The sequence below is a fragment of the Nonomuraea bangladeshensis genome, assembly GCF_039529455.1.
Lineage (GTDB): Bacteria > Actinomycetota > Actinomycetes > Streptosporangiales > Streptosporangiaceae > Nonomuraea > Nonomuraea bangladeshensis.
The window spans coordinates 690,188-714,804 of the sequence record NZ_BAAAMV010000003.1; the positions used below are offsets into that span (position 1 = coordinate 690,188).

Genomic DNA, 24,617 nt, shown 5'->3' on the forward strand with positions numbered 1-24,617 from the left:
GCCCGCTTGCCGTCGGCGGGCGGGTGAGCGCCTACAGCGGCGGCCGGCGGTCGCCCGGCTTGGTGCCGTGGGTCGTGTCGTCCTCGTCGATCTCCACGTGCTCCTTGCGGACCTGTCCGCCCACCGTCTTCTCCTGCTCGACGGACTGCTTGTGCGCGTGGATGTGCTCCACGGGCCGGGTCTCCTTGCCGATGACCGCGCGCTCCTCGTGCAGGGTCATGGTCTGCTCGTCCTCGCCGATGTCGTACGAGCCCGTGACCGCCTCGCCCTCGCGGATCGGCTCGCGCTCGATCACCACCTCCTCGTGGCTGAGCGGTACGGTCTCCTGCACGTTCTCGGTCTCGACGTACTTGCGGAGCCGCACCCGGCCGCTCTCCACGGTCTCCTTGCCGATGCGGAGACGCTCCTCGGACATGGTCATGTCGATGTCGGAGTCGGCCGTGTCCCCCGTGCGGCCCATCTCCGTCTTCGCTTCCATGCCGCTGGTCCCGGTCCCGGTCGTCTCGTGTTCGCGGCGTACGCGCTCCATGTCGCCCATGTCCTCGCGGGCGCCCGTCGTGCCGGCGGTGGGCTTGGTCGGCATGGTGGGCGTGGCGGTGGGCCCGGCGGTGGGTGTGGCCGGGCCGGGGACGGGTCCGGGGCGGGCCTCGCCGGTGGGCGAGGTGCTGCGCTGCTGCGGGACGGCCGGCGGCTGGAGGCCGTAGTGCCGGTAGAGCCGCGCCTCCTCCTCGATGGTCAGATGGCCGTCCACGTCGATGTTGGGTGCGTCCTTGATCTTCTCCTTGTCGAAGGGGACGCGGATCTCGTCCCCGCTGCGGTGGCAGCCGGCGAGGGGCACGAAGGTCTCCTTCATGCCGAACATCCCCGTCCGTACGGTGACCCACTCCGGGTCGCCGGTGCGGTCGTTGAGGTACACCTGGCCTACCTGGCCGATGGACTGCCCGTCCGACCCCACGAGGTGGCAGTCGAACAGGTGCCGGATCTCTGTTTGCAGTGCCACGACGATTTCCCCCGTTTGCTCGTGTGATTCAGGAGGGACGTACCCGCAATCCTCACAAAACACCGCAATTCGGACATATGGCACAGTCAAGGTTGGACCGGTCGCATGGAGAGGGGCCCGTCGCGTACGGCGGGCCCCGGGGCGAGAACGTCGGCGTGCTACCGGCGCATGTTGCGATTGCCGACGTGCTCGGCGGTGCCGACGTCGTGGTGTTCACGGCGTCGCATGCCGGCGAAGCCCAGAAGTCCGAGCAGGCCCAGCAGGCCCCACAGACCGGCATTGCCGCCGCCGTCGTTGCTCTGCCTGTTGTTGTCCTGCGGCGCAGGAGTGACCTGACTGTGCGCCACGGGCGCGACCGGCGTCTCGGCCGTGGCCGCGGCGGCCGGGGCGAGCGTCAGGAAGAACGCCAGTCCCAGTCCGGTGAGTGTCTTGCGCATTGGGTTCCCCCGATCTGGCGGCCCCGCGATTGCCGAGACCGCCTGTTCTGCCTCCCTTGAAGGAAGGCCCCAAGCGGGGCGATCTCTGTCTCCCCCTGCTCATCAGGTCCCATACCGTCATGAATCTGTCCCAAACGCCTTCTACTCTCGGGCGGAGGGACCCGGCGAGAGGGCTCCGACCGGCTTACTCGCCGGAGTGACCTGCGTCTCTTCCCAGCACGTAAGGTTTCAGATCTCTTCCTTCGGGCAGTAGCACGAAGTCAACACATCCGACTGAGCCCCCCGGCTCCGACCCCTTCTGCCTGGAGACGATCATGCCTTCGACCGCAACTCCCGCCGATCCTGCCGGATCCCGCATGTTCTGCTCTGGTGACCCGTCCAACCTGGCCGGCAACGCCCACTGGTGGAACGAGTTCGGTGAGGACGGCAGGGGCACGCTCTACCGGTGCGAAGTGTGCGGGGTGACCGACCTGGGGTGAGGTGCCCGATGTGAGTAGCCTGCCGGATTGATGGCAGGCTGTCCCGCATGGAAAACTCCCAGCCCCTCCCGGAGGAGGCCGTCCTCAAGGAGCTCCAGCGGCTCCGCTCCAGCATCGACAACCTCGACGCCGCCCTTGTGCACCTGCTGGCGGAGCGGTTCAAGTGCACGCAGGAGGTCGGCCGGCTCAAGGCGGAGCACCGGCTGCCGCCGGCGGATCCCGAACGCGAGGCGCGGCAGATCCGCCGGCTGCGCGGCCTGGCCGAGGAGTCGAAGCTCGATCCGGTCTTCGCCGAGCGGTTTCTGAACTTCATCATCGCCGAGGTCGTACGCCACCACGAGCTGATCGCCAGCAGCATGTCGGAGAGCCGCGCGCGGAACTGACGAACGCCCAGGCGGTGGCCGGTGGGCACGGAACCCCGCTCGAGTCAAGACTTTCTTGACGAAGATCGGCGAGGTATGTTCGGCCCACCGGCGAAAGAAACTTTCATCCGAAGAGGTGAAATGGGCAAGAAGTTACACCCGCTGCTGACTCTGCCGATCGTGGCGCTCGCGCTGCCCCTCATGTCCGCCCCGGCGCAGGCCGCCACCGGCTACGACCGTTGCCATGAGGGCTATTACTGCCTGTTCAGCGGCCTCGACGGCACGGGCGACATCGTCGAGCTGAACACCAACGTCCCCGACCTGGCGGTCTACGGCATGGCCGACCGCGCCAAGTCCGACTGGAACCGCACCGACTCCGTCATCCACCTCTACTCCGAGGCCAACTGGGGCGGCTGCACCGCGGCGACCGGGCCACGCGGGAAGGGCAACTTCTACAGCACCTACCGCGACTTCTTCAACGGGGTCCGCATCGGCGGCCCGAACGGCCCCTCCTGCGGGATCTCGGACGAGTTCCGCGTCAAGTCGCACCTCTGACCTCACCGCTCCGCGCTCTCAGGCGGCGTCCGGCACTGCCGGGCGCCGCCCTTTTGCGTCACCGATCCGTATGGTGTACGGTACGGCGTACGGCAAGCACGAGCACAAGGGAGTCGCGCATGTATCAGCCGAGCGCCAAAGAGCTGAAGAGCATCGAGGAATGGTTCGCCGAGTACGACGCCCTGGCCGAGCAGGGCGAGCTCGACAAGCTGGCCGACCTGGGCGTCTTCCCTATGAACGTGGCCACCGACGTGCCCGGCGGCCACGCCGCGGTCCGGCAGTGGACGCGCGAGGAGTACCTGGAGACGATGAAGGAGGCGATGGGCGGCGGCACGGCCGGGCTGGACCTCCGCTCGCGGCGGACCCCGCACTTCCTGAGCCCGAACCTCGTGGTCGTCGAGACGCGGGCCACCATGACCGTCGAGGGCCAGGAGCAGGAGATGCACTACGCCGACCTGCTGGTGCGCACCGAGGACGGCTGGGCCTTCCAGACGATGATCCAGGGCGGCTGGGGCTACGGCTGGCCCGCCGCGAGGCGCGGCTGAGCCCGTCCTGTGAGCCCGGGCCTCACAGGTACGGGCCCGTGCCGCGCGGCCGGTCCGGCAGTGCGTGGCCCTGACCCTCGGGCCGCGCCGGCCGGGCGCCGGCCTGCTGGAGCGCCAGCCCGGCCTTGATGCCCTGGAAGACGCCGTCCAGCCAGCCCACGAGCTGGCCCTGCATGATGCGCAGCTCCGCCTGGCTCGGCAGGCCGGGCGGCTCCTCGGGCATCAGGCGTTCGAGCTCCTCACGCAGCTCGGGCGCCACCGAGTCGCCGATCTCCTCGATGGCCCGCAGGTGGATGTGCCTGAGCTGGTCGCGGGCGCGCTCGTCCAGGGTCGTGTCCTGGGCCTCGTCCAGCAGCATGCGCACCATGTCGCTCATGCGCAGCAGCCGGGCCGGCTCGGTGACGCGGGCGATCTCCCGTTCCGCCGCGGTGGCCTGCGGCGACACCGCCGGGGGGCCGTGCTCTCCAGGGCGGGGCGGGCCGGGTGTCGATGTCATGAGCCGTCCTCCGGGGTGCTGTTCGCGCGTGCGATCTCGGTTCCTCACCCCCTGCCCACGAACGGCGGCCTGATTACCCGCCCTCCGTGGGCTGCGGGCGGCAGCACTCGCAGGTCGGGACCCGGCCGAGCTTCGCGGCCACCCAGTCCGTCCCCATCTGCACGCCCTCCACCGCGCGGCCGACGTGGTAGTAGAGCCTCGGCGGCACCCGCCCGAGCAGCGTGCCGTGCCGCTGGCCGAGCAGCGCGACGAACTGGCGCGGCGGAAGGGCGGCGTAGCGGGGCAGGTTCTCGTACCAGCGGGCGCTGTTGCGGGCCGAGCGCTGGGTGGGCCGGATGGAGGGGATGCGCTTGCGCGAGTAGAGGGCGAGCGCGGCCTGCGGGTCGGGCTCCTGGTGCAGCGCGTCGGCCAGGAAGGCGGCGTCACCCAGCGCGAGCGCGGTGCCCGCGCCGATGGAGTAGTGGGTGGTGTGCGCCGCGTCGCCCAGCAGGGCCAGGTTGCCGCGGTGCCAGCGGCGGTTGGTGAGAGTGCGGAACCTGAGCCAGTGGGCGCTGCCGTCGGGCTGCTCGCGGCCGATCAGCGGATGCCCGTCCAGGACGCCGGCGAACAGCTTCTCCAGCACCGCCAGGCTGTCGGCCTCGCTCGCCCCGTCGAGGCCGAGGCCCGTCCAGGTCGCGGGCGCGCACTCGATCACGCAGGTGCTGTGCTCGTCGCCGTACGGGTAGCCGTAGCACCAGATCCAGCCGTGCGCGGTCTCCACGAACGAGAAGACGAACGAGTCGAAGATCCTCGTCGTGCCGAGCCACATGTAGACGTTGCGGCCGACGGCGAACTCCGAGCCGAAGTGCTCGGCGTGCGGCTCGCGCATTCTGCTGTTGATCCCGTCGCCCGCCACGACCACGTCCATGCCGGCCAGCTCGGGCGCGTCGGGGCCGGTGATCTCGTGCTCGTACGCGATGTGCACGCCGAGCTCGCCCGCGCGCCGGCCGAGAATGTCCAGCAGGGTGCGGCGGCCGATGCCGAAGCCGTCGTCGCTGTGCTCCATCGTGAGCGTCGCGCGCTCCTGGAGCTCGACCACCCAGCTGTCCCAGTGGACGGAGTTCTCCCTGATGGCCTGGGCGGACTGCGGGTCGAGGGCGTACAGGTTCTGCAGGAGCTGCACCCAGTACGTCACGCCCCAGCCGTAGGTGGAGCCGGCCGGGTTCCGCTCGTAGACCGTGATCTCGTGGGACGCGTTCATCCGCTTCATGAGGATCGAGAAGTACAGGCTGGCGGGCCCACCGCCGACGCAGGCGACCTTCATCATCGAGCTCCCATTACGCATATTGTGGCCGGTATGTAGCAGAAAGTAGCAGGTCGGTTACAGGGAGAGGTCTGCTCTCATAGAGCCCCAGGTCATGAGCTCGCCACGGGGTCGTAGAGGGCCCGCGCAGACGTTCGAAGCCCGCCAGAAGTTCACGAGGCCCGTGCCAAAAAATCTTTGGCGCGGCACTCCGGGGTGGCTCGCGCCGCAGGCAGGCCGGTGAAATTACGTTCTGTCGTGGCTCCTATCCGTGAGTTACCCAAAGGGGGAAACCGAATGCTTCGTCGTGCTCTGGCGGGCTGCCTCGCCCTTGCGGCCGCCGGTCTCGTCACCGCCGCCGGCTCCGCAGCACACGCCGACATCAAGGCGCCGAACGCCCGCGCCGGGGCGATCGTGGACTCGTACGGCGCCGTGATCGACGGCAAGAACGTCATCCGCTCGTGGCGCCCGAGCGAAGGCAGCTACTGCGTGCAGATCGCGCCCCCCATCGACACGAGGGACGCGCTGATCCTGCTCACGTCGCGGACCGAGGGACGGGTGCCGTCCATCGCCTACCGCTTCCCGTCGCAGCAGTGCGACAACCACCCCAACACCGTCGCGGTGCGTGTCCTCTCCACCGCGGGCAAGTCCGCGAACGGCGGCTTCGACCTGCTCATCCCCTGACGTCGGTCAGGCCGTGACGGCCGCGCGCCCCACCCGGGGCGCGCGGCCGCGCCGTTTCCGCCGGGGCTCGTCAGGGGATGTGGGCCACGGCTCCGTAGTTGCCCGAGGCGGCGGGCTGGTCGGCGCAGGCGGCGTCGTCCCCCGGGGCCGGGTCGCCCGCGTGCCACTCGGGCACCCAGACCAGGCCCGGGTCCACCAGGTCCAGGCCGTCCAGCAGGGCCTCGACCTCCTCCTTCGTACGGATGGCGAGACGCGGGAGCGTCATGGCGAGCATGTCGCGGACGGCGGGAAGCAGCTCCTGGGGGACGGCGTCGAACGTGGTGTGCGCCAGGGCGAGGAAGCTGCCCGCCGGAGCCGTGTGGCGCAGGCGCTTGATGACGTAGTGGGCGTACTCCTCGTCGTCGAGGCTCTGCGCGGACAGCAGCAGGACCGCTATGGGCCGGTCCCAGTCGAGGAAGGTCTGGACGACCCGGTCGCCGAGCATCTCGTCGATCTCGTGGGCGTCGCCGTCCACGACCCGTACGAGGTCGGAGAAGGGCTCGATGGTGGCCTGGGCCATGGTGACGACCATCGGGTTGTTCTCGACGTACACGGTCCGGACGGCGGAGCTGGGGGAGGCCTGGCGGGCGAGGTCGTGCAGGCGGCGGCCGGGCGGGAGGCCGCTGGGCACGCCACTTCCGATGATCATGAATTGGTCGACGCCCTCGTGGGCGGCCAGATGGCGGATGACGCGGGAGAGGAATTCCAGGACGGCACGGGCGGCGGTGGTGACGACGGGAGCGGCCTGCTCGAAATGGCGCACCATGTCCTTGTCCGACTGGAAGTTGTTCTTCCCGCCGGCCGCGGCGTCGAAAAGACGCGTCATGCGCGCCTGCGTCGTTTCGAGCTTGGCCAGGTTTCGGACAGCCCTTTGGTGCATGAGCGTTGCCCCTTTCCCTCGCCGCCACCCGTCCGGGGTAGGCGATCTCCGGACCTCACTCGATGACTCTGACCATATGTTCCAACAATTCCAGTCAATCGCAATGCGGTAGACCGGTTATTTCGGGAAATGTTTGTGACCAGAATCGCGGCGACAGGGGTTGGCGGGGGTTGTTCGATCAAGAAATGGTGTCGCATTTCTGCATGTAGGTGGCGGTTTGCCGGAACGGGAAGAAGGGGGTCGCCGGGCCGCTGAATGATCGAATTCGGGGGCTGCTCCGGGGTTGTGATATTTCGGGCTTATGGGCTGAGTGAGGTTTGTGGGGTTGAGTGGCCCGCGTGTGGTTTCACGTCGGCGGCCTCGGCGGTCAACCCGCCGTGTCCGGAACGGACGGCCGCGGGCCGCCGGCCGCCGCCGCGACAGCAGGGGCGAGCGGGAGCCGGTCCGGACGTCGCGCGGCGCGGGACGAGGGGATGGCGAACCCTTACAGATCGCGGAAAACAGGGTGATCGTGGAGACGTCCCCCTATAACCGCCTATAACCTTCCCGTCGGCAATCGATCCGGGAAGGAAATGGGGTGGCCGGCCATGGCCGAGCAGGGGGACCCGCGGCGCGGGCCGAGGTTATCGAGCGTGACCGGCCAGGCGGGGGAAAGCCACCGGACGACGGCCTTCGAGCTCTTCTTCGACCTGGTCTTCGTGTTCGCGGCGACCCGGGTCACCGTCCTCATGGCGGGCGAGCACAGTGTGCACGGGCTGTTCCAAGGGCTGCTGCTGCTCGCGCTGCTGTGGTGGACGTGGGAGGGCTACACCTGGCTCGGCAACCAGGCACGCGCCGACGACGGCGTGGTACGCGGCGGCATGGCGGTGGCGAGCGCCGCGGTGATCGTCATGGCGCTGACGGTCCCCGAGGCGTGGCGCGACGCGCCCGGCGGGCTGGACGGGCCGCTCGTGCTCGTGGGCGCGTACGTGCTGGTGCGGGCCACGCACCTCACCGTGCAGTTCGCCGTGGACGGCGCCGTCGTGGGGACGGCGGCGGGAGCCGGGACGGTGGCCGGGGGCGGCGAAGGGGCGCGCCGCCGACTCGGGTTCTCCTGGGCGACGTTGCTGGCGGTCGTGCCGCTGCTGGTGGCGGGGGCGCTGCTCGGCGGGTGGGCGCAGACGGCGCTGTTCGCCGGGGCGCTCGCCGTCGACCGGGCAGGGACGCACCTGGCCGCGCGCCGCGGCGGCCTGTGGATCGGCGACGCGGCGCGGTGGAGCGAACGGCACGGGCTGTTCGTGCTGCTCGCCATCGGCGAGTCGGCCGCGATCGCCGGCGTGGGGGTCGCGGAACGGGCGGTGAGCGTCCCGCTGCTGGCCGGGGGCGTGCTCGGGATCGCGGTGGCCGTGTGCCTGTGGTGGCTGTACTTCGACGTGGTCGCGCCGGCGGCCGAGCACCGGCTGGTGCGCGCGCTCGGCGTGATCCGCGTCAAGATGGTCGTGGAGGGCTACACCTACGGGCACTTCCCCATCGTGGCCGGCGTCATCGTGACCGGGCTCGGCGTCCAGGGCGTGCTGGCCCACGCGGGCGAGGGCGTGGCGCTCGGCGGCTTCAACGCCTCCGTCCTGTACGGCGGCGCCGCACTCTACCTCGGCGGGCACGTGCTGTTCGGCGGGCTGATGCACGGCGTGCTCAGCCTGCCGCGGCTGCTCGCCATCGGCGCGCTGCTGGCCGGGCTGCCGGTGGCGATCGCGCTGCCGCCGCTGGCCGCGCTGGCGGGGCTGACGCTCGTCCTGGTCGTGCTGGTCGCCGTGGAGACCACCCGCTTCGCCGAGCAGCGCCGCGACCTCCGGGAAGCCTGAGCGGACCAGGCCGCGCGGTCAGGAACGCCGTCAGGAACGCGGCGCGACGATCCGCCAGGCGGCCGGGCGGAGGGTCCAGGAGCGGCGCGGAGCGGGCGGGCACAGCTCGCCGTCGGCGTTGGCGGGCACCGGCTCGCCCTCGACCACGACCGCGCGTCCCCGGAACGTCGCCACGTCGTCCCGCTCGGGGTGCCGGCCGAGCCGCAGCAGCACCCCGTACGCCAGCCGCCCCCACGGCGAGACCGCGTAGGAGACGATCACGTCGGCGAGGCCGTCGTCGGGGCGCGCCTCGGGGGCCAGGGGAGTGCCGCCGCCGATCGAGGCGCCGTTGCCGACGCCCACCATGAGGACCCGCCGCCGCCCGTCGGCGACCAGCTCGCCGTCCACGCGCACCCGGAGCCGCCAGCCCTTGCTGCGCACACCCGCGAGCAGCGCGCCGGCGGCGTACGCGGCCCGGCGCAGGACCGGCTTGAGCGGCGTCGCCCGCCGGCTGGCCTCCGCACCGACGCCGACGTGCACGGCATTGATCACGATCCCCCCGCTCCCGCCGGCCGCGTCCTCGCCGGCCGCGTCCTCGCTGGGCCCGCTCCCGTCGGCCGCGTCCTCGCCGGGCCCGCTCCCGCTGGGCACGTCCTCGCCGGGAACGCCGCGGGCGGACGCGTCCCCGACGCGCCCGTTCTCGCCGCGCCCGTTCTCGCCGCGTCCGTTCTCGCCGGGCGGGTCCTCGACGAGCAGGTCCAGTGGGCGGGGCGTGCCGTCCAGGACGACGCGCGCGGCTTCCTCCGGGTCCAGGGGGATGCCGAGCGTGCGGGCCAGGTCGTTGCCGGTGCCCATCGGGATCAGGCCCACCGGGCGGCGCTCCAGCTCGCCGCGGGCCAGCAGCGCCGCCACCACCCGGTGCAGGGTGCCGTCGCCGCCGAGCACCACGGGCTCGCGGTCGGGGTGTTCGGCGAGCGCCCGGTCCAGGTCGTCCGGCCGTTCCAGGGCGTGGAAGACCACGTCCGCCCCGCCGCCGAGCACGCCGAGCACCGCCCGGCGGGTCGCCTCGTCGTCCCCGCCCGCGGCCGGGTTGCCCATCGCCAGCAGCCTGCGCGCCATCCCACTCCTCCCAGGGACCGCCCCGGTGCCCCGCCACGGGCGGGCCAAACGCGGTCAGGCCGGCAGGATGCGTACCTCGGCCGCCGGCAGGGCGCCCCACCAGCGGGCGTAACTCAGGTACACGCGCGAGTCGCGGCCGGCCAGCAGCGCCAGCAGTTCCCTGGCCTCGGCGGCGAGCCCGTCCCACGTCGTCTCGGGCAGCGGGTGGAAGGCGGACGCCTCGATGCCGCCCTCCGCCGGCCGCCACACCCCGGCCACGTGGCCGTCCACCAGCAGCGTGGGCAGGACGTCGCCGTTGGCGCGGATGACGAGCTTGCGGTACGCGGGCGGGATGACGCGGGCCCGGTCGGCGTGGGCGAGCAGCAGGTTGTCCCACATGGCCATGAGCCGGGGCGGGGCGGGCGTGTCCCCGCCGGGCCGCGGCGCTCCCGGCACGTCGAACAGCTCGGTGCCGTCCGGCCCCTCCAGGCGCTCCAGCCGGTCGGACAGCGCCTGGAGGGCCGCGCGCGCCCGTGGCCGGTGGACCAGCGCGAACTGGGCCACGTCCAGCACCGAAGCGGGCCCGAACGCCTCCAGATAGCGCAGGGTGAGCTCCCGCAGGCAGTCGTCCTCGTCCCCGGGGACGGAGCCCGGCCGGGCGGCCAGGTACGCGGGCCGCGGCCCGAACGACCACGCCCCTCCGGTCGGCGCGTGCCGCAGCGGCGCGATCGAGCGCATCACCCGCAGCACGCCCTTCGGCGACAGGGGCGCGCGCTCGGCGATCCACGCCTCGATCTCGGCGCCCGTACGCGGCCGGTCGGCGGCGAAGGCCAGCAGGTCAGGCACAAGAGCGTCGGCCTCGGCGGGGGTGAGGCCGGTCTCGGCGAAGCGCCGGTCGCCGAGCCGCGAGCCCCGCAATGTCCGCCGCAGGGCGAGGTGCATGGCCGGATGGTCGTCGGCGTGCACCACGTGCAGGGTGATCCGCATGAGCGTGGCCTTCACCAGCGAGCCGTCGGCGAACGCCGCGTCCAGCGCGGCCGGGTCGAACCCGGCGAGCCGGTTCCAGAGCGCGAGGTAGGGCGAGGCGGGCTGCTGCGCCTGCAGTCCCACCATGCGGCGGACGGCGGGGGCGACGTCCAGCGCCTCCCGGCGCAGCAGGAACTGCCGGGCCAGGGTGGCGCGGTTGAGATCGCGGAGGGTCAGGGGCATGGGGACAATCTAGGCGTTCTGCGGCCGGCGCAGCCGCCGTCCCAGCCGCTGCGCCGGCGCCTCAATCAGGCGGTACGTCACCCCGCTCAACGGGACGAGCACGAGGTAGTACACCCAGATATTGGGCGCGAGGTGCAGCAGGAGCGGATGCAGCAGGTAGAGCGAGAAGCTGACCACGCCGAGCCAGGTCAGCCAGCGCGGGAAGGCCCGCCCGCGCAGCGCGAACGCCAGCCCGAACACGGCGAAGGCCAGCACGAGCGCGGGCGCCCAGCCGGGGTCGTCCTTGGCCGGGATCCCGCAGCCGAGCACGGCCGCCACGGCGACGGCCGCCGCGCGCCACGGGATCTCCCCGCGTTCGGCCCGGTACACGGCGGTGCCCGCGAACATGGCGGCCAGGATGATCACGCCCTGCCAGGTGCCGCCCCGGCTGCCGGCGACCACCAGCGCGAGGCCGAGCAGGCCGCCCGTGACGGCGGCCGCCGTACGGGCCCGGCCGCCCGCCAGCGCGGTCACCACGACGGCGGCCACCACGGCGAGGCAGAGCAGCGCGGCGAGCAGGTCGCCACGGCCGATCACGGCGCGCGGCATGAGCAGTCCTAACGGCACGGCGGCGACCGCCAGGGCCACGGAGATCCCCGCTGACATGCGGGCCCGGCCGGTCACGTAGAGGGCCACGCTGATGAGGTAGAACGCCATCTCGTACGACAGCGTCCAGGTCACGGACACGACGGCGGGCAGGTTGAGCAGCTCCTGGAGCATCGCCACGTTGCCGAGCGCGACGAGGGGGAGCGGGCGGGAGCCGAGCCCGGAGGAGAGCGGGACCAGCCCGGCGGCGGCCAGCAGGAGCGCCGCGCAGCAGGCGGTGAGCAGGAGCGGGAGGAGGCGGAAGGCGCGGCCGGTCCAGAAGCCGCGTACGTCGCCGCGCCGCTCCAGCGAGGCGGGGATGATGTAGCCGCTCACCAGGAAGAACACGAACACCCCCCACGTGCCCAGATCGACGCGCGCGTCGACGACGGCGTAGAGGGCGGGGACGAAGGTCCAGCCGCCGTGGTGCGCGGTGACGGCCAGCGCCGCCGGCCCCCGGAGGGCGTCCAGCCAGGCCAGCCGGGCAGGGGGCAAGGACATTCGTCGGAGTCTAGGCCTTGACATCCTCCCCCTCGTTAACGAGGGGGTTCCGATCGTCGCCGCTCGGTCTTCCTGCTTCACCGCCGATCGCCCGCCCGAGAGGAGTCTCGTTGAGGTCTTACACCAGCTCCACAGGCGTTTCAGCTCTCCGCCAGCCCGGCGGCGAGCAGCATGTTCCCGGCTGCGTTCACCTCCCGGTCATGGACCGCGCCACACGCACAGACCCACACCCGGACGCTCAACGGCATCTCTTCCCGCAGGGTCCCGCAGACCGAGCACAACTTGGAGGAGGGAAAGAAGCGGTCCACGACCGCCAGCGTGCGGCGGTACCAGTCCGTCTTGTATTCCAGCATGGACCGCAGTTCCCGCCAGCCGGCATCGGAGATGGCACGGGCCAGGGCATGGTTCTTGAGCAGGTTGCGGACGGCCAGGTCCTCCACGGCGATCACTTGATTTTCGCGTACCAGCCGTGTGGTGACCTTGTGCAGGTAGTCCCGGCGCCGGTCGGCGACCCGGGCGTAGATCTTCGCCACGCGCAGCCGGGCCTTGGCCCGGTTGTTCGACCCCTTCTGTTTGCGGGCCAGCGCCCGCTGTGCCTTGGCCAGCCTGCGCCGCTCGCGACGCTCGTGACGCGGGTTGGCGATCTTCTCGCCGCACGACATCGTGAGCAGCGCGACAAGGCCGGCGTCCAGGCCCGTCGACCGCTCGACGGGCGGCAAGGGTGTGATCTTCTCCTCGACCAGGAGGGAGACGAACCAGCGCCCGGCCGGGTCCCGGCTCACGGTGACCGTGGACGGCTCGGCGCCCTCGGGCAGCGGGCGCGACCACACGATGTCCAGCGGCGCGCTCATCTTGGCCAGGGTGAGCCGGCCGTCGCGCCAGCGGAACGCCGAGCGGGTGTATTCGGCCGACGCCCGCGACCGCTTCTTGCTCTTGAACGTCGGGTACTTCGCGCGGCGGGCGAAGAAGTTCGCGAACGCCGCCTGCAGATGCCGCAGCGCCTGCTGCAACGGCACCGACGACACCTCACACAAGAACGCCAGCTCGGGTGTCTTCTTCCACGCGGTCAACGCGGCCGACGACTCGGTGTAGGAGACGCCGCGGCCTTCCAGCGTGTAGGCGCGGGTCCGCTCTTGCAGGGCCTTGTTGTAGACCAGGCGCACGCAGCCGAACGTCCGGACAAGCTCTTCGGCCTGTTCGGGGGTCGGATAGAAGCGGTACTTGTAGGCCCGCTTCACGAGCTGCGCCACCTTTCGATGGTATGTGCGAGATCACTCGCGCACCGGCCGATTCCAGAAGACGACGGCGGTTCGCCTGACGGCGCACCGCCTGCTCCTGCCCTGCTGCGCAGGAGTCCGATTCCTCCCTCGCCTGAAGGCGGGGGTCTCCTCGGAGGCATCTGATTAAGGACGATGCTAAACCTGCGATTTATGGGGGAGTGTCACCCTTTAGGGCGCGATGTCGGGGGTGATGGCCGTGCCGAAGCCAGGAGAGCCCGTCAAAGTGGGGGTGGAGGAGGAGTTTCACGTCGTGGACCTGCGGACCCGCCACCTGGCGGCCCGGTCGGGACTGCTGCTGGAAGCGCTGCCCCCTGCCCGGTTCACGCACGAGTTGCAGCGCTCGATGGTGGAGTCCAACAGCCTGCCCTTCCGTGGTCTGACCGACCTGGCCGGCGACCTGTGCGGCATGCGCGCCGCGCTGGTCCGCGAGGCGGAGGCGCTCGGCCTCGGCGTCGTGGCCGCGGGCAGCCCGCAGCTCGTGGACGAGGACCAGCTCAAGATCTTCCCCGACCCGCGCTACGAGCGGATGCTCATCGACTTCCAGGTGCTCACCCGTGAGCAGCTCATCTGCGGCATGCACGTGCATGCCGAGGTACGTGACCGGGAGCTGGCCGTGGCCGTCGCGCACCGGCTCGCGCCGTGGCTGCCGCCGCTGCTGGCGCTCAGCGCCAGCTCCCCGTTCTGGGACGCCGCCGACACCGGCTACGCCAGCTACCGCACCCTCGTGTGGCAGCGCTGGCCCACGACCGGCCCGATGGCGTCCTACGGCTCGGCGGCCGAGTACCAGCAGATGATCGACACGCTGATCCGCTCCGGGGTCATCGCCGACCCCGGGATGATCTACTTCGACATCCGGCCCTCCTGCCACCTGCCCACGGTCGAGCTGCGCATCTGCGACTCCTGCCCGCGGCTGTCGGACGTCGTGCTGATCGCCGGGCTGTTCCGCGCGCTGGTCGCCACCGAGCTGGAGGCGGCCCGCCGAGGGGACGGGCGCGAGGTGCGCCTGGAGGCGGTACGCGCGGCGACCTGGCAGGCGGCGCGCTCGGGGCTGGAGGGCGAGCTGGTCGATCCGGTGGAAGGGGTGCCGCGCCCGGCGGCCGAGGTGATCGCGCGCCTGCTCGACCGGGCACGCCCGCACCTCGTGGAAGCGGGCGACTGGGAGCTGGTCTCGGCCCTGGCCCGGCAGGCGTCGGCGCGCGGCAGCTCGGCGGCGCGGCAGCGGGCGGCCCACGCCCGGCGCGGCCGCCTTGAGGACGTCGTGGACCTCCTGCTCGCCGAAACCCGCTCCTGCGACTGGTCCCCAACCCCATCCGACCCCCGCCCCGACCATCGGCCCGACGCCCGGCCCGGCCCCGATCCCGAGCCTGAGCCTGATCACCGGCTCGACCCCGGCCCCGATCCCGAGCCTGAGCCTGATCACCGGCTCGACCCCGGACCCGAGCCCACCCCTGGGCCTGACCACCAGACCGTCCACCGGACCGACCCCCAGCCCGGCCACCAGACCGACCACCGAACCGACCCTCGGCCGGACCACCAGACCGGCCACCAGACCGGCCACCAGACCGGCCACCAGACCGGCCACCAGGCCGAGCTGTGGACCGACTCCCACGCCGGCCCCCGGCCCGGCTCCCATTCCGATCTCCGGACCGACCCCCATACCGACCCCCACACCGACCCCCACACCGACCCCAGGCCCGATCACCGGCCGGCGGTCTGACGACAAGGAGGACTTTCGTAATGTGCGGCCTGTGCGGTGAGATCCGCTTCGACGACGAGGAGGCGGACATCGCCGCGGTGGACCGGATGACGGAGGCGATGCACGACCGAGGGCCCGACGGCTCGGGGTTGTGGTCGCAGGGCCCGGTCGCGCTGGGCCACCGCCGCCTGAAGATCATCGACCTGTCGGACAAGGCGGCCCAGCCGATGGTGGACGGCGAGCTGGGGCTGACGGTGGTGTTCAACGGCTGCCTCTACAACTACGCCGAGCTCCGCGACGAGCTGCGCCGCGACGGCTACGACTTCTACTCCACCTCCGACACCGAGGTGCTGCTGAAGGCCTACCACCGGTGGGGCACCGCCTGCGTCGAGCGCTTCAAGGGCATGTTCGCCTTCGCCGTCGCCGAGCGCGACACCGGCCGCGTGGTGCTGGGCCGCGACCGGCTCGGCATCAAGCCGATGTACCTGGCCGAGGACGGCCGCCGGCTGCGCTTCGCCTCCTCGCTGCCCGCCCTGCTGGCCGCCGGCGACGTGGACACCCGCGTCGACCCGGTGGCCCTGCACCACTACATGACCTTCCACGCGCTGGTGCCGGGCGAGCGTACGATCCTCGCCGGGGTGCGCAAGCTGCCCGCCGCGACCGTCCGCGTGGTCGAGCCGGACGGCACGAGCCGCGAGCACCGCTACTGGGACCCGCCCTACACCCGAGGCGCGCTGCCCGAGCACGCCGGCCTCGACGCCGACGAGTGGCGAGAGGCCGTCCTGGACGCGCTGCGCGCGGCGGTGCGCCGCCGCATGGTGGCCGACGTGCCGGTGGGCGTGCTGCTGTCCGGCGGCCTGGACTCCAGCCTCATCGTGGCGCTGCTGGCCGAGCAGGGGCAGGAGGGGCTGGCCACGTTCAGCATCGGCTTCGAGGCGGCGGGCGGCGAGAAGGGCGACGAGTTCGCCTACTCTGACCTGGTGGCCGAGCGCTTCGGCACCGCACACCACCGCATCCGCATACCGGACGGCCGCCTCGTCGACGGCCTGGAGCGGGCGGTGCTGGCCATGAGCGAGCCGATGGTCAGCCACGACTGCGTCGCCTTCTACCTGCTGTCGGAGGAGGTCGCCCAGCACGTCAAGGTGGTGCAGTCGGGCCAGGGCGCCGACGAGGTGTTCGCCGGCTACCGCTGGTTCCCGCCGCTGGCGGACGTGCCGCGCGAGCGGGCCGCCGAGGTCTACGCCCGCGAGTTCTTCGACCGCCCGCACGGCGAGCTGGCCCGCGTCCTCGCGCCCGGCTATCTGCTGGACCACGACGCGAGCGGCGCGTTCGTCCGCGAGCACCTGGCCAGGCCGGGCGCCGACACCGCGCTCGACGCCGTGCTGCGCCTGGAGACCACCGCCATGCTGGTGGACGACCCGGTCAAACGGGTGGACAACATGACGATGGCGCACGGGCTGGAGGCCCGCACCCCGTTCCTGGACCACGAGCTGGTCGAGCTGGCCGCGGCCTGCCCCGCCGAGCTGAAGCTGGCGCACGGCGGCAAGGGCGTGCTCAAGGACGCCGCCCGCCGCCTGCTGCCCGCCGACGTCATCGACCGGCCCAAGGGCTACTTCCCGGTGCCGGCCATCCGGCACGTGGACGGACGTGTCCTGGACCTGGTACGCGACGCGCTGACCAGCCGGGCGGCCCGCGAGCGCGGCCTGTTCCGCCCCGACTACGTCGCCCGCCTGCTCGCCGACCCCGACGCCGACGGCACACCGACCGGCGTGAACCCGCTCTGGCAGCTCGGCCTGCTCGAAATGTGGCTGCAGGCCCACGGGGTATGAGGGGGCGCATGACGCCGGATCTGGGCGGGCTCGCCCACGTTCCCTCGCCTGCCAGTCTGACCGCGGAGAGCTGCCTCGCGCCGGCGCTGGCCCCCGACGACAGCGCCGTGGCCTATGTCAGCGACCGCGACGGCCATCCCAAGGTCTGGGTGCAGCCGTTGCGGGACGGGGCCGAGGCGTGGCCGGTGGACACCGGGCCGCAGCCGGTCGTGGACGTGAGCTGGGCGCCCACGGGCGGGCACCTGGCCGTACTGGTCGCGCCGGGTGGTGGGGAGCACACGCAGGTGGAGGCCGTGCAGACGCACGGCGGCGACCTGCGCACGCTGGCGGCGCCGCCCGGCGGGTCGGCGTCGATGGTGCGCTGGACCGGGCGCGGTGAGACGCTGCTCGTCGCCGAGACCGCCGCCGACGGCGTGACCAGCGCCGTCCTGGTGGACGCCGTCACCGGCGGGCGCAGGCCGATCGCCGCCGGCCACCTGCTGTGGCCGGCCGCGGTGAGCCGCGACCATTCCAGGATGCTGCTGCGGCGCGGCCCGCGCGGCGCGCGCCGGATGTACGTGGCCGACCTCGCGAACGGCGTGGAGCAGCCGCTGCTGCCCGGCCTGACCGGCACCACCGACCTCGGCGTGCTGTCGCCGGACGGCCGCACCGCCTATCTGGTCACCGACGCCGGCCGTGACCGTGCCGCGCTGCTGGCCGCCCGGCGCGGCGCGCTGGCTCCGGCGGAGGTGCTGGCCGAGCGCGAGGACGCGGAGCTGGACCGGTTCGCGCTGAGCGCGGACGGCCGCCGGGCGCTGCTGGTCTGGAACCGGTACGGCCGCTCCGAGCTGGACCTCCTGGACCTGGGCCGGGGGGAGCTGCGGCCGTTGCCGCCGCCGCCCGCCGCCGTGGTCACCTCGGCCCGCCTCTCCTGGCACGGCACCCTGGCCGCGCTCGCCGCCGAGAGCCCGGAGGAGCCGTCCCATGTGCTGGTGTGCGACCTCGGCACGGGCCGCTACCGGCGGGTGGCGGGGGCCGGTCCGTTGCCGGCGGCGGCCGGGGCCGAGCCGGTACGCCTGCGCGCCCGCGACGGGCTGGAGCTGACCGCCTGGCTGTACCGGCCGCCGCACGTGACCGGGCCCGCTCCGTACGCGCTCTACCTGCACGGCGGCCCGGAGGACGAGGAGCGGCCGACGTTCAACCCGCTGTTCCAGAACCTGCTGGCCGCCGGGATCGGGGTGTTCGCCCCGAACGTGCGCGGCTCCGGCGGGCACGGCCGCGCCTTCCGCCGCGCGGACGACGGGGCGCTGCGCTTCCGGGCCATCGAGGACGTGGCCGACTGCGCGGCCGAGCTGGTCCGCCTGGGGCTGGCCGATCCCGGCCGGCTGGCCTGCATGGGCTGGTCGTACGGCGGCTATCTGACGCTGGCCGCGCTGGTCGCCCATCCCGGCCTCTTCCGTGCGGGCGTGGACGTGGCCGGCATCGCCGACTTCGAGACCTTCTACGCCCGCACCGAGCCGTGGATCGCCGAGGCCGCCTACAGCGAGTACGGCCACCCGGAGGCCGACCGCGACCTGCTGCGCGCCCTGTCGCCGCTGCGCGCGCTCGACCGGCTGGCCGCGCCGCTCCTGCTCGTGCACGGCGCCGCGGACACGAACGTGCCGCTGTACGAGGCCGAGCAGGTCCTCGCCGCGGCCCGCGCGCTGGGCCTGCCCTGCGAGGCGCTGTTCTTCGACGACGAGGGTCACGAGATCCGGCAGGTCGCCAATCGGATCAGTTTCGTGGCCAAAGTGGTGGACTGGCTCTCACATCAGCTCAGAACGGTCGAGTACCGCCCAACCGGTCGCAAGGACTTCGGTCGCGCTCGGTAATCAGGCGATTTCCGTCAGAAGCCACGGGTACCGGATGTTCGACCCGTGGCGCCCGCATGACGGAGAGTGGCGATGACGACGTACCGGCCTGGCGAGGAGCCGCTGACCTCACCGCTGGCGCCCGTGCGCCACCACCGCAAGGGCGCGGTGATCGTGTCGTGGCTGACGAGCACCGACCACAAGGTGATCGGCTACCTCTACCTCATCACGTCGTTCGCCTTCTTCACCCTGGCCGGGATCATGGCGCTGATCATCCGCGCCGAGCTGGCCCGGCCGGGCCTGCAGGTGGTGAGCCAGCAGGCGTACAACCAGCTCTTCACCCTGCACGGCACGGCGATGCTGCTGCTGTTCGCCACGCCGCTGTTCGCGGGCTTCGCGAACGTGATCATGCCGCTCCAGGTCGGCTCGCCGGACGTGGCCTTCCCCCGGCTGAACGCGGTCAGCTATTGGCTGTTCCTGTTCGGCGGACTGATCGTGTTCAGCGCCATCTTCACCAACTTCGGCTCGCCCGACTTCGGGTGGACCGGGTACACGCCGCTGTCGCGCGCCACCTACAGCCACGGCCAGGGCGGCGACCTGTGGGTGATGGGCCTGGCGTTGTCCGGTCTCGGCACGATCCTCGGCTCGGTGAACTTCTTCACCACCATCATCTGCATGCGCGCGCCGGGCCTGAGCATGTTCCGGATGCCGATCTTCACCTGGAACGTGCTGCTGACCAGCATGCTCGTGCTCATGGCGTTCCCGGTGCTGACGGCGGCGCTGCTCGCGCTGGAGGCCGACCGCAAGCTCGGCACGCACGTCTACGAGCCGGCCTACGGTGGGCCGATGCTCTGGCAGCACCTGTTCTGGTTCTTCGGCCATCCCGAGGTCTACATCATCGCGCTGCCGTTCTTCGGCATCATCACCGAGGTCATCCCGGTCTTCAGCCGCAAGCCGATCTTCGGCTACGTGGGGCTGGTGGGCGCGACCGTGGCCATCGCGGGGCTGTCGATGACGGTGTGGGCGCACCACATGTTCGCCACCGGGCAGGTGCTGCTGCCGTTCTTCTCGTTCATGACGTTCCTCATCGCGGTGCCGACGGGTGTGAAGTTCTTCAACTGGGTCGGCACGATGTGGCGCGGGCATCTGTCGTTCGAGACGCCGATGATGTTCGCGATCGGGTTCCTCATCACCTTCCTGCTCGGCGGGCTGACCGGGGTCATCCTCGGCTCGCCGCCGCTGGACTTCCACCTGACTGACTCCTACTTCGTCGTCGCGCACTTCCACTACGTGGTGTTCGGGACCGTGGTGTTCGCCATGTTCGCCGGGTTCTACTTCTGGTGGCCGAAGATGACCGGCAGGATGCTCAACGACCGCATCGGCAAGTGGCACTTCTGGCTGCTGTTCATCGGCTTCCACACCACGTTCCTGGTGCAGCACTGGATCGGTGTCCTGGGCATGCCGCGCCGCTACGCCGACTACAGCGCCGCCGACGGGTTCACCACGCTCAACGAGATCTCCTCCGTCGGCGCGTTCATCCTGGGCCTGTCGACGCTGCCGTTCCTCTACAACGTCTGGTGGACGGCCCGGCGCTCACCGCGCGTCACGGTGGACGACCCGTGGGGGTACGGCAACTCGCTGGAGTGGGCCACCTCCTGCCCGCCGCCCCGGCACAACTTCGTGAGCATGCCGATGATCCGCTCGGAGCGGCCGGCGTTCGACATGCACCACCCGCACACCTCCTACCGCCGCCACGAGGAGGACGAGCTGCCGGGCCCGGAGAGCGGCGCCGGCATCGAGCGGTGAGCCTGTCCGACCGCGAGCGGCGGCTGCTGGCGGAGATCGAGCGGGACCTGCGCTGCGGCGACCCCGGCTTCACGCGCCGGATCGACGCGCTGAACCGCCAGGGGCCGCAGCGCTACGCCTGCCACGTGAGCAACCGCCAGATGGTGGGCGTGCTGCTCGTCGTGGTCGTCCTGAGCCTGCTGTCGGCGGCGATCCTCGTGCTGACCGCTCCCACGAGCACCCCGCGCGGCGGCTCGGGGAGCGGCCGGGCTCACACGAAGGCGCTCAGCCCCGTCACCGCGCGGCCCACGATGAGGGTGTTGATCTCGCGGGTGCCCTCGTAGGAGTAGAGCGCCTCGGCGTCGGCCACGAAGCGGCCGATGTCGTAGTCGAGCACGATGCCGTTGCCCGCGAGCAGCTCACGCGCCCAGCCGACGACCTCCCGCATCCGCGTCGTGCAGTACGCCTTGGCCAGCGCCGAGTGCTCGTCGCGGTAGGTGCCGGCGTCCTGGAGCTGGGCCAGCCGCACCACCATGCCGAGCGAGGCCGTGGCGTTGCCGAGCATCCGCACCAGCAGGTCCTGCACGAGCTGGAACTTGCCGATCGGCCGGCCGAACTGCTCGCGCTCCTTCGCGTAGGCGAGGGCGATCTCGTACGCGGCCAGCATCACGCCGACCGCCTGCCAGGCCACCCCGCTGCGGGTACGGCGCAGGATGCCGGCCGTGTCGCGGAAGGAGTTGGCGCCCTCCAGCCGGTTCGCCTCGGGCACCCGGCAGCCGTCGAGCGTGATGTCGGCGTTCTGGACCGACCGCAGCGCCATCTTGTTCTCGATCTTGGTGGCGGTGAAGCCGGGCGTGCCCTTCTCCACCACGAAGCCCTTGACGTGCCCGTCGTCCGCGTCGCGGGCCCAGACCACGACGAGGTCGGCGAAGGTGGCGTTGCCGATCCACCGCTTGGCCCCGTCCAGCACCCACGTGTCGCCCTCCCGCCGGGCCGTGGTGCGCATGCCGCCGGACACGTCCGAGCCTCCGTCCGGCTCGGTCAGCGCGAACGCGCCGATCTGCTCCATCGCGCTCATCGCGGGCAGCCAGCGCGCCCGCTGCTCGGCCGAGCCGCAGGCGGCGATGCTGCCCATGGCGAGCCCCGTGTGCACGCCGTAGAAGGTGGCCATCGACGGGTCGGCGTGCGCCATCTCCATCGCGAGGAAGCCGCTGAGCAGGCTGCTCGGCTTCGGCCCCGGCAGCTCCTCGAAGGCGAGGCCGGCGATCCCGAGCGAGGCGTACTCCTTCACCAGGTGGGTGGGGAACTCCGCGCGGGCCCAGTAGTCGTTGGCGATGGGGACGACCTTCTCGCGCAGGAACTCCCGCACCCGCAGCAGCGTCTCGCGCTCCTCGCCGGCCAGCAGCTCCTCGAACGCGTAGAAGTCCCCCGTCAGCAGCTCCGCCATCTCCGCCCTTCCTCCTGTCGTCCGTCAGTAGGGGCGGCCGGTGCCCTCGCCGGGCAGGTAGCCGCCGTCGTCGTCGGCCGTGCGGCCGGAGCCGCCGTCCGGGTCGTCCTCGTCGGAGGCCACCCAGTCCACGCCCGCGCCGATGTGCTCGCCGCCGGGCAGGCCGGGCTCCGGCTCCGAGGGCGGCTCGCCCTCGTCGTCGATCACCATGCCGTGCTCGGCCTCGTTCACCGGGCCGGTGACGCGGAAGCCGGGGTCGCCGCCCTCGCCCTGCGGCTCCAGCCGGTCGGGCGGCATGGGGTGCGGGCTCGGGCCGTAGGTGGCGACGTGGTCCTCGATCTCGTCGGTACGCGCCGCGACCGCCTTCTCGTCGGAGCCCGCGGTCACCGGCCATTCGTCGTCGCGGCCGGTGGTGTACCCCATCGGCGTCGCGTAGCCGCTCGTCGGCTCGGCGTCGTCGCGGGGCTTGGACCCGGGGCTCGGGTTCGAGCCGCGGATCGAGGCGGGGCCGACGTCGCCGCCCATGTTGTGCAGCTCGGCGTCGAACGTCGTGCCCCGGTCCTGCTCGCGTCGTTTGTCGCGTTGCTCGCGTTCCGCAGGTGTCTCCGTGGTGTGCTTCTCGTCAGACATGCCCCCTCCTCACTCGGGCTCGACCCGCATGGCGGCCTCTTCGGCGCTGTAGCCGCCCGAGTCCGGGCCCACCTCCGTGGCGATCTCGTCGGCCTCGGCGTCGGCGCGCGTCCCCTCGTCGGGCGCGACCAGCCGGCCGGCCCGGCGCGGCTCGTCCCAGACCTGGCCGGAGGGCTCCTCGGGCTGCGCCTCCCAACCGGGGTCCACGTCGTCGTCGCGCTCGTAGCCCGTGTCCAGGTCCGCGCCCACGCCGAGGCCGCCCTCCTCGGTCACCCGCTCGACCTCGGGTGCGTCGTCCTGGTCGGTGGGCAGCCGGTCGGCCGTGGCGGACTCGGCCACGCCGAACACCGGCTGGTCCTCGGGAACCTCGCGGTCCAGCCGGCCGCTCAGCGACTCGCCCTGGATCTGCTCGTCGATGGTGGTGCCGAAGTCCTCCACGGCCACCGGGTGGTCGGCCGGCAGCGGGGCCTCCTGCGGGTCCACCGCCCACTGCTGCTGGGGCGTGCCGTCCTGCAGGTCGGGGATGCCCTCGTCCTCGAAACGGGAACGAGGGTCATGCTCGGGTGTGTTGTGACTCATGTTTTCGCCCCTACCCATACGTCGCAAAAGGCCACTTAACGGGCGTGATCCTCTTCGGCCACGACCCGGAACGTGTCGAGGGAGGAGTCGGCCGCGTCCGGGACGACCATGCCGCCCGCCAGCCCGCTCCGCAGGTAGCGCAGGATCTCGCCGTTCAGGCGCTCGCCCGGCACCACGGCGGGGACGCCCGGCGGGTACGGCGTGATGAGCTCGGCCGAGACCCGCCCGGCGGCCTGCCGCCAGGGCACGTGCTCCACCGGCGCGAAGAAGGCGTCGCGGGGCCGCATGGCCTGCTCCAGCCGCAGCCCGCCCGGCGGCGGGATCTCCACCCGCGGCGCGGGCGGCAGCTCGCCGGCCCGCGCGCTCAGGTCCCGCAGCGCGGCCAGCAGCCGTTCCACCGTCTCCTCGTCGTCGGCGTGCGTGAGCTGGACGCCGACCCGGCGGTGGTCGGAGTGGCCCAGGTTGATCCGGTGATGCTCGCGCATCCAGTCGGTGACCTGGTAGCCGCCCGTGCCGAGACCGGTGACGTCCACCAGGAGCTGCATCGGGTCGGCGTCGAAGGCCCGGCCCTCGCCGCAGAGCTCCTCACGGGAGTGCACGTGCAGGCCGTCGATGGCCTCGATCTCGATGCGCAGCGCCTCGGCCAGCTTCAGCGCGCGGTCGTACAGCTCGCGCCCGTGCTCGACCATCTGCCGCCGCCAGCCGTCGAGCGTGGCGTAGATCAGCGCGGAGGGGCTGGTGGTGCTGAACAGGTCCGCGCGCTCCTTCAGCAGCTCCGGCGCGACGAGGTCGCCCTGCAGATGGAACACCGAGCTCTGCTCCAGGGCCGAGCCCATCTTGTGGATGCTGGTGACGCACACGTCCGCGCCCGCGTCCATGGCCCAGGTGGGCAGGTCGGGGTGGAAGGGCAGGTGCGCGCCCCACGCCTCGTCCACGAGGAGCGGTTTGCCGCGCTCGTGGCACAGGCGGGCCAGCGCGGCGAGGTCGGTGCAGGTCCCGTACGGGGTGGGCGTCACGACCAGCGCGCCCTTGGCGTCGGGATGCCGGTCGAAGGCCGCCGCGAACGCCTCGGGGCCGGGCGCGTGGGCCAGGTGCAGCTCCGTGTCCCATCGGGGCTCCACCCACACGGGGACGCTGCCCGACAGCACCAGCTCGGCCACCACCGACTTGTGCGCGTCCCTGCCGAGCAGCAGCTTCTCCCCGGGCCCCGCCACCGCGAGCATCGCGGCCTTGACCGACAGGGAGCTGCCGCAGGTGGAGAAGAACGTCGCCGACGCGCCCACGGCGTCGGCCATGAGCTCCTCGGCCCGCTGCAGCACGCCGCCCGACGACGAGCGGTCGTCCAGGCCGCCGGTGACCAGCACGTCGTCGCGGAAGACCGCCTCGCCCATCACCTCGGCGACCCTCGGATCGATCCCCCGCGCCTGCTTGTGACCCGGCGGGGTGAAGGGGAGCTGCCCGCTGTCGTGATAGGCCTGCAATGCCTGGAGGACAGGCGCCTGTGACTGATCCATGGGCCCGCTCTTGCCCT

23 protein-coding genes and 1 pseudogene are annotated in these 24,617 nt (G+C 72.1%); 11 read left to right on the top strand and 13 right to left on the bottom strand.

Features of this window, described 5'->3' with window-relative positions:
- Positions 1–31: 31 nt before the first annotated feature.
- A complete protein-coding gene (locus ABD292_RS11030) occupies positions 32–1,000 on the bottom strand; it encodes a DUF2382 domain-containing protein (protein ID WP_344207003.1) in 969 nt (322 codons plus the stop codon).
- Between the two features lie 158 nt (positions 1,001–1,158).
- Complete coding sequence (locus ABD292_RS11035; RefSeq protein ID WP_344207004.1) at positions 1,159–1,437, bottom strand: WGxxGxxG family protein; 279 nt, start codon at positions 1,435–1,437, stop codon at positions 1,159–1,161.
- A 314-nt stretch (positions 1,438–1,751) separates the two neighbouring features.
- Here ABD292_RS11035 and ABD292_RS11040 point away from each other — a divergent pair, with 314 nt between their 5' ends.
- The 4 genes from ABD292_RS11040 to ABD292_RS11055 all read left to right on the top strand — a co-directional run bounded on the left by ABD292_RS11040 (position 1,752) and on the right by ABD292_RS11055 (position 3,378).
- The gene (locus ABD292_RS11040; RefSeq protein ID WP_177240487.1) at positions 1,752–1,916 is read left to right on the top strand and encodes a hypothetical protein; all 165 of its coding nucleotides are present in this window, start codon (positions 1,752–1,754) and stop codon (positions 1,914–1,916) included.
- Between the two features lie 47 nt (positions 1,917–1,963).
- Positions 1,964–2,299 (top strand): chorismate mutase, encoded by a 336-nt coding sequence (locus ABD292_RS11045; protein WP_344207005.1) that lies wholly within the window; start codon positions 1,964–1,966, stop codon positions 2,297–2,299.
- A 120-nt stretch (positions 2,300–2,419) separates the two neighbouring features.
- Positions 2,420–2,833 carry a peptidase inhibitor family I36 protein gene (locus ABD292_RS11050; RefSeq protein WP_344207006.1) on the top strand — a complete coding sequence of 138 codons (414 nt, stop codon included), beginning with the start codon at positions 2,420–2,422 and terminating at the stop codon, positions 2,831–2,833.
- A gap of 119 nt (positions 2,834–2,952) precedes the next feature.
- Positions 2,953–3,378, top strand: a complete 426-nt coding sequence (locus tag ABD292_RS11055; protein ID WP_344207007.1) for a nuclear transport factor 2 family protein — start codon at positions 2,953–2,955, stop codon at positions 3,376–3,378.
- Between the two features lie 22 nt (positions 3,379–3,400).
- On the opposite strand, the gene ABD292_RS11060 is transcribed toward ABD292_RS11055, so the two are convergent.
- Both ABD292_RS11060 and ABD292_RS11065 read right to left on the bottom strand, forming a co-directional pair.
- A complete protein-coding gene (locus ABD292_RS11060; RefSeq protein WP_344207008.1) occupies positions 3,401–3,874 on the bottom strand; it encodes a proteasome activator in 474 nt (157 codons plus the stop codon).
- Positions 3,875–3,947: 73 nt separating this feature from the next.
- Positions 3,948–5,180 (bottom strand): FAD-dependent monooxygenase, encoded by a 1,233-nt coding sequence (locus tag ABD292_RS11065; protein ID WP_344207009.1) that lies wholly within the window; start codon positions 5,178–5,180, stop codon positions 3,948–3,950.
- 273 nt (positions 5,181–5,453) lie between these two features.
- On the opposite strand from ABD292_RS11065, the gene ABD292_RS11070 reads away from it, so the two are divergent.
- A complete protein-coding gene (locus tag ABD292_RS11070) occupies positions 5,454–5,840 on the top strand; it encodes a hypothetical protein (protein WP_344207010.1) in 387 nt (128 codons plus the stop codon).
- A gap of 70 nt (positions 5,841–5,910) precedes the next feature.
- Here ABD292_RS11070 and ABD292_RS11075 read toward each other — a convergent pair whose 3' ends face one another.
- Positions 5,911–6,759, bottom strand: coding sequence for an SAM-dependent methyltransferase (locus tag ABD292_RS11075; RefSeq protein ID WP_344207011.1), 849 nt, complete (start codon positions 6,757–6,759; stop codon positions 5,911–5,913).
- Positions 6,760–7,346: 587 nt separating this feature from the next.
- Here ABD292_RS11075 and ABD292_RS11080 point away from each other — a divergent pair.
- On the top strand, positions 7,347–8,600 hold the full coding sequence (locus ABD292_RS11080; RefSeq protein ID WP_344207012.1) for a low temperature requirement protein A: 1,254 nt from the start codon (positions 7,347–7,349) through the stop codon (positions 8,598–8,600).
- A gap of 30 nt (positions 8,601–8,630) precedes the next feature.
- Here ABD292_RS11080 and ABD292_RS11085 read toward each other — a convergent pair whose 3' ends face one another.
- The 4 genes and pseudogenes from ABD292_RS11085 to ABD292_RS11100 all read right to left on the bottom strand — a co-directional run.
- Positions 8,631–9,698, bottom strand: coding sequence for a diacylglycerol/lipid kinase family protein (locus ABD292_RS11085; RefSeq protein WP_344207013.1), 1,068 nt, complete (start codon positions 9,696–9,698; stop codon positions 8,631–8,633).
- A 54-nt stretch (positions 9,699–9,752) separates the two neighbouring features.
- Positions 9,753–10,886, bottom strand: a complete 1,134-nt coding sequence (locus ABD292_RS11090) for a winged helix DNA-binding domain-containing protein (protein ID WP_344207014.1) — start codon at positions 10,884–10,886, stop codon at positions 9,753–9,755.
- A 9-nt stretch (positions 10,887–10,895) separates the two neighbouring features.
- Positions 10,896–12,011 carry an acyltransferase family protein gene (locus tag ABD292_RS11095; protein WP_344207154.1) on the bottom strand — a complete coding sequence of 372 codons (1,116 nt, stop codon included), beginning with the start codon at positions 12,009–12,011 and terminating at the stop codon, positions 10,896–10,898.
- Positions 12,012–12,065: 54 nt separating this feature from the next.
- Positions 12,066–13,261: pseudogene (locus ABD292_RS11100) on the bottom strand (RNA-guided endonuclease InsQ/TnpB family protein); the annotation flags it as partial.
- 226 nt (positions 13,262–13,487) lie between these two features.
- On the opposite strand from ABD292_RS11100, the gene ABD292_RS11105 reads away from it, so the two are divergent.
- The 5 genes from ABD292_RS11105 (at position 13,488) to ABD292_RS11125 (ending at position 20,774) form a co-directional block, all read left to right on the top strand.
- Positions 13,488–15,008, top strand: a complete 1,521-nt coding sequence (locus ABD292_RS11105) for a carboxylate-amine ligase (RefSeq protein WP_344207015.1) — start codon at positions 13,488–13,490, stop codon at positions 15,006–15,008.
- A 20-nt stretch (positions 15,009–15,028) separates the two neighbouring features.
- On the top strand, positions 15,029–16,816 hold the full coding sequence (locus ABD292_RS11110; protein WP_344207016.1) for an N-acetylglutaminylglutamine amidotransferase: 1,788 nt from the start codon (positions 15,029–15,031) through the stop codon (positions 16,814–16,816).
- A gap of 8 nt (positions 16,817–16,824) precedes the next feature.
- Entirely contained in the window at positions 16,825–18,666 is a 1,842-nt protein-coding gene (locus ABD292_RS11115) for a S9 family peptidase (protein ID WP_344207017.1), read from the top strand.
- A 72-nt stretch (positions 18,667–18,738) separates the two neighbouring features.
- Complete coding sequence (ctaD, locus tag ABD292_RS11120) at positions 18,739–20,451, top strand: aa3-type cytochrome oxidase subunit I (RefSeq protein WP_344207018.1); 1,713 nt, start codon at positions 18,739–18,741, stop codon at positions 20,449–20,451.
- On the top strand, positions 20,448–20,774 hold the full coding sequence (locus ABD292_RS11125; RefSeq protein ID WP_344207019.1) for a DUF3040 domain-containing protein: 327 nt from the start codon (positions 20,448–20,450) through the stop codon (positions 20,772–20,774). Before ctaD ends, ABD292_RS11125 begins: the two co-directional genes overlap by 4 nt.
- On the opposite strand, the gene ABD292_RS11130 is transcribed toward ABD292_RS11125, so the two are convergent.
- Genes ABD292_RS11130 through ABD292_RS11145 form a run of 4 tightly spaced genes read right to left on the bottom strand, consistent with a single transcriptional unit; the run spans position 20,702 to position 24,600 of the window.
- The gene (locus ABD292_RS11130) at positions 20,702–21,877 is read right to left on the bottom strand and encodes an acyl-CoA dehydrogenase family protein (RefSeq protein ID WP_344207020.1); all 1,176 of its coding nucleotides are present in this window, start codon (positions 21,875–21,877) and stop codon (positions 20,702–20,704) included. The two genes, ABD292_RS11125 and ABD292_RS11130, sit on opposite strands and share 73 nt — an antisense overlap.
- 24 nt (positions 21,878–21,901) lie before the next feature.
- The gene (locus ABD292_RS11135) at positions 21,902–22,507 is read right to left on the bottom strand and encodes a hypothetical protein (protein ID WP_344207021.1); all 606 of its coding nucleotides are present in this window, start codon (positions 22,505–22,507) and stop codon (positions 21,902–21,904) included.
- A 9-nt stretch (positions 22,508–22,516) separates the two neighbouring features.
- A complete protein-coding gene (locus tag ABD292_RS11140; RefSeq protein ID WP_344207022.1) occupies positions 22,517–23,086 on the bottom strand; it encodes a DUF5709 domain-containing protein in 570 nt (189 codons plus the stop codon).
- 35 nt (positions 23,087–23,121) lie between these two features.
- Positions 23,122–24,600 (bottom strand): aminotransferase class I/II-fold pyridoxal phosphate-dependent enzyme, encoded by a 1,479-nt coding sequence (locus ABD292_RS11145; protein WP_344207023.1) that lies wholly within the window; start codon positions 24,598–24,600, stop codon positions 23,122–23,124.
- Between the last annotated feature and the right edge of the window lie 17 nt (positions 24,601–24,617).